The following is a 12,949-nucleotide window of genomic DNA, read 5'->3' as shown; positions in this document are numbered from 1 at the left end:
CGCCCCCCACCCAACAGAGTTCAGATAAATCCACCGACAGCCTTAGCCTCAGCCCTCGCCCTGGCTTTTGCCCTTGCTTTTCTTGCCCTTGCCTTCGCTTTTCTGTCTGCCATTCCCGAAGGGAATCTGCTTCTTTCCGTTGCAGTTGCAGTTGCAGTTGCCCTTGCAGTTGCCCTTGCAGTTGCCTTTGCTCTTGCAGTTGCCTTTGCTCTTGCAGTTGCCTTTGCTCTTGCAGTTGCCTTTGCTCTTGCAGTTGCCTTTGCTCTTGCAGTTGCCTTTGCTCTTGCAGTTGCCTTTGCTCTTGCAGTTGCCTTTGCTCTTGCAGTTGCCTTTGCTCTTCTGGCTGTCATTCCCGAAGGGAATCTGCTTCTCCACAACCCAGCCAAGCACACTCGTACAATAGATTCGATATGCCAACCGCCGTTCGCTCGCACGCAAAGATCAATCTCGGACTAGGTATCGGTGCGCCGCGCGCAGATGGCTTTCACGGTCTAGTGACGATCTACCAGACACTTGAAGTACATGACCTGGTGACAGTTACCGCCCGCCGAACACACCCAGAACCGCACCCCGAACACGGCCCACGAATCTCCCTAACCTCCAACGAGCGGCGCGTCCCCACCGACAATCGCAACACCGCATGGAAGATGACCGCGCTCGCCTTGGAAACCCTCGGCCTCTCCGCCGAAGTGCATATCCACATCGAAAAGCAGCTACCCATTCAAGGCGGCATGGGCGCAGGATCGGCCAACGCAGTCGCCGCACTGGTCGGCCTGGAAGCTGAACTGAAAGCCGAACTGGGCCCGGACGCCTTCCCCGCAAACTGGGGCGCGGAACGCCTGCGCATCGCCGAGCAGGTAGGCTCCGACGTACCGCTTTTTCTTATCGGCGGCACCGTCCTGGGGCTGGATCGAGGCCAGCAGGTCTTCCCCATGCCAGACCTGATTTCGGGAACAGAACCAACCTGGTGCCTGGTCGCCACACCGTCCGTCGGAGTCTCCACTCCGCAGGCTTTTCGCGACTGGGACGCCCTCTGCGCGACGGAATGTTTGACCTCAGAGGCAAGTGAGGCTAAACTTAAGCAGTTGAGTCGCGTCTATGCAGCCGCCCTTACGGGTGAGCAAGCGTGGGCAGGCTCCTCCGGTGTCTCTTCCGTGGGAGGAGACCTGGCCGGACCTCAGGTGTCCGCGCTTGTCCGCACCGGGATAGTGAACGACTTCGAACGCGTCGTCTTTCCGCAATATCCCTTTCTAAGCGAGATCAAGTGCGCTCTTGTGGCTTCCGGTACTCCGGAGGCAGCTCTGCACGCGTCCCTGTCTGGATCAGGCTCAGCGCTCTTTGGCCTTTACCGAGGTCACGGAGAAGCAGAAGCAGCCCGGCAGCGATTGCGGGCGGCCGGGGTAGCCAGCCTGTTGACTCGCACCCTGCCGCGCCAAGCCTACTGGCAGCAAATGCTTGAGACATAAGCAACTTGACAACCGCTATTGCGAGCATGAAAACTCGCCTGCGGTTGCCGGAATTTGACTACTGGGCGATCGACTAATGGTAGGTCAAGTGCCTTTGACGCACTTTGTCTAGGTTCGAATCCTAGTCGCCCAGCCAGATTTTCGAACCTGTGCCGCGTTCACGAGAACAGGCAATTACAGGGTTCGAAGGGATTCAGGAAGCAACCAAAGCCAACCAGCTTGGGAGGAGCTTACGAGTGAAGACGGACGAGCAGGCAGTTGTCAATGAAGAAGCAGTAGCCACGGCAGCATCAACCGAAGGCAGCCCGAAGATGAAAGAGGCCAAATTGGCCTCCGAGCGGAAGCGGAGCCGGGGATTGGGTGAGGACAAGAGCTTCAAGCTCTTCTCCGGATCGGCCAATCGCCCGCTGGCCGAAGAGATTGCCGGATTTGTCGGTGTCAAGCTGGGCGAAAGCAAGCTCCAGCGATTTGCCGACGGTGAAGTTTACTTTCAACTGCTGGAAAATGTTCGCGGTACCGACGTCTTTCTCGTACAGCCGACATGCTTTCCCGTCGACCAGCATTTGCTTGAGCTGCTGATCATGATTGACGCACTCAAGCGGGCCTCTGCCGCGAGAATTACGGCAGTCGTCCCGTACTACGGTTACGCCCGGCAGGACAGAAAAGACCGTCCGCGCGTAGCCATCAGTGCCAAGTTGATTGCCGACCTGTTAACCACAGCCGGCGCCAACCGCGCATTGTTTGTGGATTTGCACGCGGCGCAGATTCAGGGCTTTTTCAATATTCCGGTGGATCACCTGTTTGCCAGCCCGGTGCTGGTCAGCCACTTCCGGGAGTTGAACCTGCCCAACCTGACCGTGGTTTCGCCCGATGCAGGCGGCGTGGAGCGTGCTCGCTTCTTCGCCACCAAGATGGGCGCACCGCTGGCCATTGTGGATAAGCGTCGTACGGATATGAATGTTTCGGAAGTAATGCATGTGATCGGCGACGTAAAAGGGCGTACCTGCCTGGTGATCGACGACATGGTGGATACCGCCGGAACACTGGTCAAGACGGTGGATGCGCTACTGGCAAACGGGGCAACTGCAGTTCATGCCTGCGCCACCCACGCGGTGCTCTCCGGACCCGCGATTGACCGCATTGCCAACTCGCGCATGGAGCAGTTGGTAGTGACGAATACAGTTCCTCTGCGGGAAGCTGCGCAGAAGTTGTCGAAGATCAAGGTGCTTTCAATCGCTGGGCTTCTGGGCGCAGCCATCGAAAGCATTCACATGGAGACCAGCGTTAGCAGTCTCTTCAATTAACCGGAGGATGCAGGGAAACGGAATTCGATTAGCAAAATGGCGTCAACCGTGACACGTTTCTAATCCCTGTTCTTATCCCTGGTCCATCTTTAACAAAGGGAGCGCAACCTGCTTATTTGCAGCGCGTGCCCGAGAGAGAATGAGAGAAAAATGCCTGAAGTCGTAATCGCCACGCCCCGCCAAGTGCCGGCCAATGGAAAGTTCAATAAGAATGCTGCCCGCCAGGTTCGCGTTGCAGGCAAAATTCCCGCCGTCATTTACGGCGCTGGAAAAGAGTCCATCGCGCTCGAACTGGACCCCAAGCAGATTCTGCGCATCCTGCACTCCGAGTCTGGCCACAACACCATTTTTGACGTGGATGTCACCGGCTCCGGCAAAGTAAAAGCCATGATCGTGGACTGGCAGTACGAACCGATCCGCGACACCCTGCTGCACATCGATCTCAAGCGCATCGCGCTCGACAAGGCCATCCGCGTCAGCGTTCCTGTTCGTCTGATCGGCGTAGCCTCAGGCGTCAAGAACGAGGGCGGCATGCTCGATCAGGTTATGCGTGAAGTGGAACTCGAGTGCTTGCCAGCCGAGATTCCCAGCCACATCGATGTCGATGTCACCAACCTGGCTCTCTTCGGCGCAATTCACGTCAGCGATCTGCCTCACTCCGGCTCGATCAAGTTCCTGTCGGCTGAGGATGCAACCATTGCTCACGTAATCTCGATCCGCGCCGAGGCCGCTCCTGAAGCCGCCGCTGCTGGAACCGAGCCTGAAGTTGCCAAGAAGGGCAAGACGGACGCTCCGGCTGCCGACGCAAAGAAGTAACTCTTGGTTGAGGAAGCACAACTGCCGGGCAGTCCGATTACGTCCAATTCCACCAGCCCGTTTCTGGTGGTGGGGTTGGGCAATCCCGGCATGGAGTACCAGTGGACACCGCATAACGCGGGATTCATGGCAATCGACCGCATCGCCCAGCAGCAAGGGATTGTGGTCCAGAACCGGCGATGCAAGGCTCTTACCGGAACCACAAGGTTGGGTGGACGAGAAGTGATCCTGGCCAAGCCGGAAACCTTCATGAACCTGAGCGGGCTTTCCGTAGCCGCCCTGGTGAAGGAGTTCGAAGCCGGGGCTGGTAGTCAGACAGGGCAGAACATGGTCGTGCTGTACGACGAACTGGATCTGCCGCTGGGCACGGTGAAGATCAAGGAGCGAGGTTCTCCAGCGGGCCATAACGGAGCGCGCAGTATCACCTCGGTTCTCGGTTCGAACGAGTGGTTGAGGATTCGGATCGGCGTTGGGCCCGATCTTCCAGCCGAAGCAATTGCGGCTGGAGCAAAGCGCAGAGGTGGCAAGGATTACCTGCTCGATCCGATGCGTAAGGCGGATCTGGCAGTGCTGGATGAAGTCTTGGACAAAGTAGCAACAGCCGTTCGGAGAATTGTAGAAGTGGGTCCGGCAGCGGCAATGAACGAGTTTAACCGCAGGGATTAGGGATAAAGGAATAGAAAATTCGTTCCTGAAGTCCGGTAGTTCAGTAGCAGATCAGGCAGTACAGGTGAGAAGGCCGCTAAGGTTGAGTCTTGATTGAAAGACGGGCAAGGCCGGCGGGCATGGCTGAAAACGAATGTTTCAGCGGAAAGAGTCAAACATGGATCGTGTTTATGAAGTAATGTTCATCGTTCGCCCGGATGTGGTTGAAGAAGAACTGGACAAGCTCGTTGCAGGCTTTGAAGGCACCGTCACCACTGGCGGCGGCGTCATCAAGTCGACCGAGAAGCTTGGCCGCCGCAAGCTCGCGTACACCGTGCGCAAGTTCAACGACGGCAACTATGTTCTGCTGACCATTGAAGCCGACGGAGTCGTAGTCGCCGAGCTCGAGCGTCGTCTCCGCGTCACAGAGCCGGTGATCAAGTTCATCACCGTGCGCATGGACGAAGAAGAAAAGCGTCTCGCCAAGGTTCGCGCCATCCGCAACAGCCGTAAGAAGCTGAGCGCGATGCCGCAGCAGCAGCCTGCCGCCGCCGCACCAGTTGCAGCATCTGCCCCGGTCGCCGTAGCTGAGCCGGTTGCACCTGCCGCAGTTGCCGCCGAAGAAGTGGAAGCGGAGCAGGTAAGCGCCTAGTTTTTCAAGCGAGTTTTTCAAGCTTCATCTTTTTGAATTGCTGCTGCCACCGCCCGTTGAAAAGCTGTGGATAGTCAGCCGGAACCAGCGACCCGGAGATGCCGGGCAACGCACAAGAAAAAGGAAATCCTATGTCCGATGAAAATCAGGTAAAGGCCCCCGAGAGCGCTGGCGCACCGTCCGGTCCCTCAGGGCAATCTGGCCCCGGCGGCTCGCACGGTGGTGGCGGTGGTCGTCCTGCTGGCGCGCGTCCTTCCGGCGGCCCTGGCGGCCGCGGCAAGTTCTTCCGCCGCAAAAAAGTCTGCAAGTTCTGCACCGAAAAGATCGATGCGATCCCCTACCGCGACGTTCGCCTGCTCCAGGGCTTTGTGGCCGAGCGCGGCAAGATCGTTCCCCGGCGTCTCACCGGTGTCTGCACCACGCACCAGCGCCGCCTGACCCGCGCAATCAAGCAGGCCCGCAACATCGCTCTGCTGCCATTCGCCGCGCGCCACTAAACCGAGATGCTAGAGAGCGGTCCCAGTGGCTCTGAAAGCACCTCAAAGGTAAATGTTGCTGAATTTTGAACAATTCGCAACACTACTGCCTTTGTGGAGTAGTCAGACTAATGTGGTACGGCTCTATAATCCGTCGCGGCGCAACCCCTGGCTCTACCCCGTGTTTGAACAATATGAGGTCAGTTCCAAAAGCGCCGCCTGAAACAATGGAGAGTTTCCAATGGAAGTCATTCTGAAAGAAGACGTAGCGAATCTTGGCCACCGCGGAGACGTGGTGAAAGTGGCCGAGGGCTATGGTCGCAATTTCCTGCTGCCGCGCAAGCTGGCCCTGCAGGCTACCACCTCCAACAAGGCCGTCATTGAACAGATGAAGGCCTCTGCTGCGCGCCGCTCCGCTTCGGAGAAGGCTGTTGCCGAATCCCTGGCCGCTCAACTCGAGCCTCTGGTTCTCAACTTCACCCGCAAGTCGGGCGAGAACGGCCACCTCTTCGGTTCCGTCACCTCAGCCGATATCGCACACGAGCTCGAGGTCAAAGGCTTCGAAGTCGACCGCCGCAAGATCCAGTTGGCCGAGCCCCTCAAGGCTGTCGGTGAGACTGCGGTTGCCATCAAGCTGCACCGCGAAGTCACCGCGCACGTCAAGGTGACAGTCGCTGCTGAGAGCGTCGTCGAGTCCGCAGTCGAAGTCGGCGCGTAAGCAAAACCTGTAGTTTGAACCGAAGATAGACAGGCACAAAAAGACGGCCCACCCCGCGCTCAGGCGTAGGGTGGGCTTGCCTCATTCAGAGGTGCCTGTTTCGTTTAGAAGGCACTACTTGCCCGTCTTGCTTGCCCGCATTACTTGCTCTGCCGGACCCAATGTCCGGGGACCGTTTCAAGCAGCGGACCAGCGTCTCGTATGCCTGAAGAAGCAAGTGTGGCCAACGGTAAATTCCGGTCCGTTCTCAGCGTAGGAACCGCCCCCAGCAGGCTCCGCGTATACGGATGCTGCGCCTCAGCCAGCACCTGAACCGCGCTTCCACTCTCCAGCACCTGCCCATAGCGCATGACCGCCACCCGGTTGGCCATCTGCCCCACCACGGCCAGGTCATGACTCGTAAACAGCATAGCCACGCCATGCTCGCGTTGCAGGTCCTTCAGCAGATCCAAAACCTGCGCCTGCACCGTCACATCCAGGGCCGTCGTCGGCTCATCGGCAATCAGTAATTGCGGCTTATGCACCAGGGCCATCGCAATCAGAATGCGCTGCCTCTGCCCGCCGGAAAACTGGTGCGGATAATCGCCATAGCGCCCCGCAGCCTCCGGAATCGCCACCGCCTCCATCGCAGAAATGGCATGAGCCTTTGCCGAGCGCCCAGACACCTTGGAGTGCACCAGGATCGCCTCCGTCAACTGCCTCCCAACCGTCATCACCGGATTGAGAGCCGTCATCGGCTCCTGAAAGATCATGGCAATCTCGCGTCCGCGTATTGCCCTCAGGGCAGCCCTCTGGCTGGCGCTCAGGCTGGCCACATCCGCTCCCAGCAACTCACGCCCCTGCCAGCGTATCGACCCCGCAACACGGGCCGCAGGATTCAGCAATCCCAGGATCGCCAGCGAAGTCACGCTCTTGCCCGAACCCGACTCTCCCACCAGCCCCAGCACCTCACCGCGATGCAGCGAGAGACTCACCCCGCGCACCACCTCCACTGCACCAAACCAGACATGCAGGTCCGTAATCTCCAGCAGAGGAGCATCGCTCCCGATTGCCTCGGTTGTGTTGGCGGTGTTGGCAGCATGAATCGAAGAAGCCATTGCCTCATCCTAAGGCATGGTATCTATCACGGTCTTTACCACGCCCAGCCGATCCGCCCATCCATGTCTATGATTGCGAGACGCAGCCATGCATAATGGACCGGACAGGTATAGCAGCTTCGACCCTGCGGAGGACATCGATCGATGGACATCAGAACAGCCGAACTGCTTTTTCTGCTGCTACTGCTCTTCATCATTGCGTTTGGACAGTTGGCGCGAAAGATTGGCACGCCCTATCCGATCGTAATGATTATCGGTGGACTGCTGCTGGGATTTATTCCCGGCATCCCGCGCATCGCACTCAATCCGGATCTGATCTTTCTCGTAGTCCTGCCTCCATTGCTCTACTCCTCAGCATGGGCCACCTCATGGCGGGATTTCCGCTCCAATCTGGTCAGCATTTTCCTCCTCGCGTTTGGCCTGGTTGGTTTTACCGTCGTGGGAGTAGCCCTGTTCACCCCTAAATTTTTCGCCGGCTTCGACTGGCGTCTCGGCCTGGTCCTCGGAGCAATCGTGGCCCCCACGGATGCCATCGCTGCGACCTCAATCGCGAAAAAAGTAGGACTGCCCGGCCGCATCGTCGACATTCTGGAGGGCGAGAGTCTCATCAACGATGCCACCGGCCTACTCGCACTGGAGTTCGCCATCGCGCTGGTCGTAAGCGGAAGCGTCCCAACCGTCTCCGGCAGCCTGTTAACGCTGGCCTGGCTCGTAGTCGGCGGCGCAGGCATCGGGCTGCTTGTAGGCTGGATCATCGCCTTTGGCGAGCGGCACATCGACGACGGCCCTATCGAAATTGCCCTGAGCATCCTCGTCCCTTACGCCGCCTATTTCGCCGCCGATGCCGTTCATTCCTCCGGCGTCCTCGCCGTAGTGGCCTGCGGACTGTTCCTGACTCGCAAAAGCGCGCGCCTCTTCTCGCCCCCGGTACGCATTCAGATCTACTCTTTCTGGCAGTCCTTTACCTTTGTTTTGAATGGCCTTGTCTTTCTCCTCATCGGGCTTCAGCTTCCTATCCTCCTCTCCTCGATTCGCGGATACAGCATCTCCAAAATCCTGCTCGACGGAGCGCTCTTCAGCCTGGTGCTGATCGTTCTGCGCATGGCATGGGTCTTTCCCGGCGCATGGATTTCAAACTGGCTGCGCAACCGGTTCAGCCAGCAGAAAGAAAAAGCACCTTCACCCCGGCAGGTCTTCATTGTCGGCTGGACCGGAATGCGCGGCGTAGTCTCGCTCGCGGCGGCCCTGTCTCTTCCCACTCTGCTCGCGGATGGCCGGGCCTTCCCCGAGCGAGATCTGATCGTGTTTCTGACCTTCTGCGTCATTCTCGTAACCCTCGTCCTGCAGGGAGTTACATTGACGCCGCTGGTCCGCATGCTGGGTATGGAAGGCTCAGGTGGCCCCAACTGTGAAGAGCAGGAAGCGCGCCGCCAGGTAATCACCGCCGCACTGACCCATCTGGAAACAGCCCGACTTGAGGATGGCGGCAAATCGGATGAAATCTATGAGGACATCATTGGGCACTATCGTCACAGGCTGGCAGGCCTTCAGCCCGGCGAAGAGAACCCGGAACACGCCGACCACCACCAGTTCTTCATCGAGATCTCCAGGGAAGCCGAGAGCATCGAACGCGAAACCGCAGTTCGCCTGCGCAACGAAGGCCGGATCAACGACCAGGTCCTGCGTCGAATCGAACGCGAACTGGATCTGAACGAATCCCGCTTCAGCAATGCCGAGGAAGATTAATCCGCCCAGCAGCAGCACATCATCCTCGATTGGTTACCAGAATACGATCCCAGAAGTGACCGATAGCTACTTTTAGACTTTCGCGTAGAACATCATGTTCAAACGTTTTAATTCACGTTTTGTTAAAGAGGCTCACGCTCTTCCTGGTCGATAATCAGCTTATTGCTTCAATACGCGGAGCGAGTCACGTCCTGGCTCCCGCAGACACAAACCTGACTCCTGCAGGCACAAACCGGCTACTGCAGACACAAAAAAAATGATCCGCTATGATCCCGCGCCCAGCGAATGAGCTGAACAGGCCTAAGCATCGACGTGCGTTCACGGGCAAATTTTTTAAGACCACTGAATCAAGGATGGTGAAATGTACAAAAAAATGATGGTTGTCTTTTCCCTGATTGCCCTGGCGCTGGTTTTCTGCGCTTCGAGTCGCGCTCAGTCGACTCAAGGTACGATCCTGGGTCTGATACGAGACGCAAACGGTCGCGTCGTCCCTGGCGTCCAGGTCACCGCTACAAACGAAGAAACCGGCGTTAAGCTGACAATTAAAACCGATGCCCGAGGACTGTATTCCTTTCACGCCCTGGCGATCGGAACCTACGACGTTGAAGCGAGCACGGCCGGATTCAAGGCTGCCGTTCGGTCTGGATTGCTGCTCACCGTCAACGATGTGCTGCAAGTCGATATAACCCTGCAAGTCGGCAGCGATGCAGAGCAAGTCACCGTCACCGCAGATGCTGTACATGCCGAAACAGTAAGCACGCAGATGGGCGAGGTCATCAGCGGAAAAACCATGACCGCCATGCCGCTGGTTTCGCGCAGCTATACCGATCTCCTGGCCCTCCAGCCCGGAGTATCCCCGACCTCGTCCGGTTTTGCCGGTGGCCAGGGAGGCGCGTTCAGCGCAACCGGCTTCACCATCACCCCCGTTTCCGGCTCTCTGAATGCCGGAAATCAATCAGTGAACGGTCAGCGCGAAGCCTCAAATGGCTTCCTGCTCAACGGAACCACCGTCGAAGAATTCGCATTCTCCGGAGCCGGAATCATTCCAAATCTGGACTCCATCGCCGAGTTTCGCATCCTCACAAACAACTTCGACGCCGAGTACGGAAACTATTCCGGCGGCCAGATCAACGTCATCACCAAGTCCGGCACCAACACCTTCCACGGAAGCGTCTTCGAGTTCCTCAGAAACGCCGCGTTCGATGCGAAAAACTATTTCGCCACCACCCGCGATGACCACAAAGAAAATCAATTCGGCGGCACCATAGGCGGACCGATCAAGCACGACAAGCTCTTCTTCTTCGGCGATTACCAGGGTGATCGGGTCATCATCGGGCAAAGCGCCCTGGGCAGAATCCCCGTGCCATCTGATGCCGAGCGGCAGGGCAACTTTTCTGCTCCAGCCCTCGCCTCTGTGTTATCCGGCACCGTGCGCGGATCCTTCTGGGCGCAGCAGCTCTCAAATAGCCTTGGCTATACCGTCTCGCAGGGAGAGCCCTATTACTTCGCCGGCTGCTCCTCAGCGCAATGCGTCTTCCCCGGTGCTCAAATTCCAGCGAGCGTCATTACCGTACCCTCCAGAAACCTCCTGGCGTATGTGCCGCCCGCGAATACCGTCGACGGAACAGGGAACAGCTTTTTTACTCCCGGCAGCGGTCCCGAGCGGCTCAGCGATGACAAGGGCAGCGGCCGCATCGACTTCAACTCCCGGCTGGGCCTGATTACCGGTTACTACTTCTTCGATCAATACCTTGAGTCCGTTCCGAACCTGTTGCTGCCCGGCTTCGGAGATAACTTCACCGGACGCTCGCAGGTCGTGAATATCGGGGATACAAAGACCCTCGGCAACAGCACCATCAACGAAGCGCACTTTGGTTTTACCCGCCTCAAGTACGAGATTCACATCCCCACAGGCGGAGGAGTCGTCACCCCCGGAAGCCTGGGCTTTGCTGAAGGCGCCAATACTCTCGGCATCTCACCGTCCATTCCTCAATACGCACGCATCCCCAACATGGATTTCAACGCGTTCTCCTTCGGAGCCTCCGGAGGCCCCCTGGGAATTACCGAAAACACCGCCCAGGTAAGCGACAATTTCAGCAAAATCATTCGCGCCCACACACTCACCTTCGGCGGACAATTCCACTACAACCAGTTAGCCGAATACAATCTCGGCTCCAATGGAAGCTTCGGTTTCGACGGTGGAGAAACCGGCGTCGATTTCGCGGACTTCCTCATCGGGGCTCCGACTTCCTACTCGCAATCGCAGATATATCCCTCCTACGGCAGATCGCGATCCTTTGGACTGTTCGCCCAGGACAGTTGGCACGCCATGTCCAACCTGACTCTGAATTATGGGCTGCGCTGGGATGTAAGCAGGCCCTGGTCCGAGTTGCATAACGAGTTGGAAACCCTGGTGCCCGGACTGCAGTCGCAAGTCTTCCCCGGAGCACCCGTCGGCTGGGTCTTCCCCGGCGACCCAGGAATCCCCAGCACCCTCGCACCCACGCGATACAACAACCTCGCGCCTCGTGTCGGATTAGCCTACTCCCCATCTGCCGCCGGTGGTTTTCTGAAAAAGCTGACCGGAGAGCCGGGCAAAAGCAGCATCCGTGCCGCCTGGGGCCGGTTTTACAGCAGCTTCGAGGGTGCGACCAACTTCAATGCCGTCGGCGACGCTCCCTTCGGCAACTACTACGGAAGTCCCGTTCCTCCGGAATTCGTAACCCCATTCGTGGATCGTGGCACCGGCAACGTGGAAGGCCAACGCTTCCCATCGCCGCCACCGCCAGCAAACTCATCCCGCAGTCATCCGGATACTTCCATCAACTGGGCCAACTATCTACCCATCGGTACCTCACCCGGTTTCTGGTACAAGAACGTCCTGCCCTACACCGAGCAATATGAATTGTCCCTCCAGCGGCAGCTCAGCGCATCGATGGTCTTCACCATGAGCTACGTAGGAGCACAGGGACACCACCTACTCTCCTCGGTTGAAGCCAACCCCGGCAACCCCGCTCTCTGTCTCAGTGTCAGCCAGCCCGGCCAGGTCATACCAGGCACGTCGACATGCGGACCCAACGGAGAAAACGGCGTGTATTCCCCAGTCGCAGGAGGCACAATCAACGGCACCCGTGCGCCCTTTGGTGAGAACTTCGGCAGCGACGGCTTATTCATGACCAATGGAAAGTCCAACTACAACTCGCTGCAACTAAGCCTGCAGCAACGCCTTCCCCATCTGGAATATCTGGCAGGCTACACCTACTCCAAGTCATTGGATAACGCCTCCGGCTACGGCGAACAGATCAATATCCTCAACCCGGAACAGAACGCTCTCTCCGCCTTCAACGCAACCCATAACTTCGTTGTCAGCTACAACTACGACCTGCCCTTCTACCTGATCCCCGGACCGAGCCGGCTGACGAAAGGCTGGAAGTGGACCGGCATCACAAGATTTGCAACCGGCCAGCCAGTAACCCTGTATGAGATCGACGATCGTTCGCTACTGGGAACCGGCTCCGCGGGTGCAATCTCCGTTCCCCTCGACCGCCCAAACTACACGCCGGGATCGCTCCATTTCAGCAACCCCCGAAGCGGAAAGCCTTACTTCAACACAGCCCTCTTCTCGCCGGAGACTCTGGGTCAGTTAGGCACCTCAAGCCGGAGATTTTTTGGTGGTCCAGGAATCAACAACTGGGATACCGCGCTCCTGAAAGACACCGCCATCAAAGAAGGAATCAATCTGGAGTTTCGCGCCGAACTCTTCAACGCCCTCAACCACGCCCAGTTTGGTGCGCCAGACGGCAATTTCAACGACAGCACGTTTGGGCTGGTGAACACCGCAAACTCACCCAGGATCATGCAGCTTTCCTTAAAACTGCTCTTCTAACTCCAGGCGCCATCTATCTCCAGACAGACGGAGGCGCTTCGTACGCAATATGGATTACGCTCCCTTGCCATGAAAGCAATTCACGGCAAGGGAGCATTCCTCTATCACCTGGATACATAGAAGCATCCGCCGCGGCTCTCTGA

Annotated in this window: 11 protein-coding genes and 1 tRNA gene; 10 read left to right on the top strand and 2 right to left on the bottom strand. The window is 57.9% G+C overall.

Annotation, left to right across the window (positions count from 1 at the left end; all coding sequences use genetic code 11):
- Positions 1-20: 20 nt before the first annotated feature.
- Positions 21-350, bottom strand: coding sequence for a hypothetical protein (locus OHL19_RS00915; protein ID WP_263355696.1), 330 nt, complete (start codon positions 348-350; stop codon positions 21-23).
- Positions 351-410: 60 nt separating this feature from the next.
- Between OHL19_RS00915 and OHL19_RS00910 the strand changes: the two genes are divergently transcribed.
- From OHL19_RS00910 to rplI, 8 genes are all read left to right on the top strand, one after another.
- Entirely contained in the window at positions 411-1,466 is a 1,056-nt protein-coding gene (locus tag OHL19_RS00910) for a 4-(cytidine 5'-diphospho)-2-C-methyl-D-erythritol kinase (RefSeq protein WP_263355695.1), read from the top strand.
- Between the two features lie 62 nt (positions 1,467-1,528).
- Positions 1,529-1,602: transfer RNA gene (locus tag OHL19_RS00905), tRNA-Gln, on the top strand.
- 175 nt (positions 1,603-1,777) lie between these two features.
- Positions 1,778-2,770: a ribose-phosphate diphosphokinase gene (locus OHL19_RS00900; RefSeq protein ID WP_263356789.1), complete on the top strand. Its 993-nt coding sequence runs from the start codon at positions 1,778-1,780 to the stop codon at positions 2,768-2,770.
- A 150-nt stretch (positions 2,771-2,920) separates the two neighbouring features.
- The gene (locus OHL19_RS00895) at positions 2,921-3,586 is read left to right on the top strand and encodes a 50S ribosomal protein L25 (RefSeq protein ID WP_263355694.1); all 666 of its coding nucleotides are present in this window, start codon (positions 2,921-2,923) and stop codon (positions 3,584-3,586) included.
- A 3-nt stretch (positions 3,587-3,589) separates the two neighbouring features.
- Positions 3,590-4,252 (top strand): aminoacyl-tRNA hydrolase, encoded by a 663-nt coding sequence (gene pth, locus OHL19_RS00890; protein WP_263355693.1) that lies wholly within the window; start codon positions 3,590-3,592, stop codon positions 4,250-4,252.
- 157 nt (positions 4,253-4,409) lie between these two features.
- On the top strand, positions 4,410-4,883 hold the full coding sequence (rpsF, locus tag OHL19_RS00885) for a 30S ribosomal protein S6 (protein WP_263355692.1): 474 nt from the start codon (positions 4,410-4,412) through the stop codon (positions 4,881-4,883).
- Between the two features lie 131 nt (positions 4,884-5,014).
- Positions 5,015-5,380, top strand: coding sequence for a 30S ribosomal protein S18 (gene rpsR, locus OHL19_RS00880; RefSeq protein WP_263355691.1), 366 nt, complete (start codon positions 5,015-5,017; stop codon positions 5,378-5,380).
- A 220-nt stretch (positions 5,381-5,600) separates the two neighbouring features.
- Positions 5,601-6,077 (top strand): 50S ribosomal protein L9, encoded by a 477-nt coding sequence (gene rplI / locus OHL19_RS00875; RefSeq protein WP_263355690.1) that lies wholly within the window; start codon positions 5,601-5,603, stop codon positions 6,075-6,077.
- 140 nt (positions 6,078-6,217) lie between these two features.
- Here rplI and OHL19_RS00870 read toward each other — a convergent pair whose 3' ends face one another.
- On the bottom strand, positions 6,218-7,174 hold the full coding sequence (locus OHL19_RS00870) for an ABC transporter ATP-binding protein (RefSeq protein ID WP_263355689.1): 957 nt from the start codon (positions 7,172-7,174) through the stop codon (positions 6,218-6,220).
- A gap of 144 nt (positions 7,175-7,318) precedes the next feature.
- Here OHL19_RS00870 and OHL19_RS00865 point away from each other — a divergent pair, with 144 nt between their 5' ends.
- Both OHL19_RS00865 and OHL19_RS00860 read left to right on the top strand, forming a co-directional pair.
- Entirely contained in the window at positions 7,319-8,920 is a 1,602-nt protein-coding gene (locus OHL19_RS00865; protein ID WP_263355688.1) for a Na+/H+ antiporter, read from the top strand.
- A 361-nt stretch (positions 8,921-9,281) separates the two neighbouring features.
- Positions 9,282-12,806, top strand: a complete 3,525-nt coding sequence (locus OHL19_RS00860) for a TonB-dependent receptor domain-containing protein (protein WP_263355687.1) — start codon at positions 9,282-9,284, stop codon at positions 12,804-12,806.
- Positions 12,807-12,949 lie beyond the last annotated feature (143 nt).

The organism is Acidicapsa ligni, from assembly GCF_025685655.1.
Classification (GTDB): domain Bacteria; phylum Acidobacteriota; class Terriglobia; order Terriglobales; family Acidobacteriaceae; genus Acidicapsa; species Acidicapsa ligni.
Note: the sequence above shows the minus strand (reverse complement) of the source record. Positions and strands in the feature narration are given on the sequence as shown.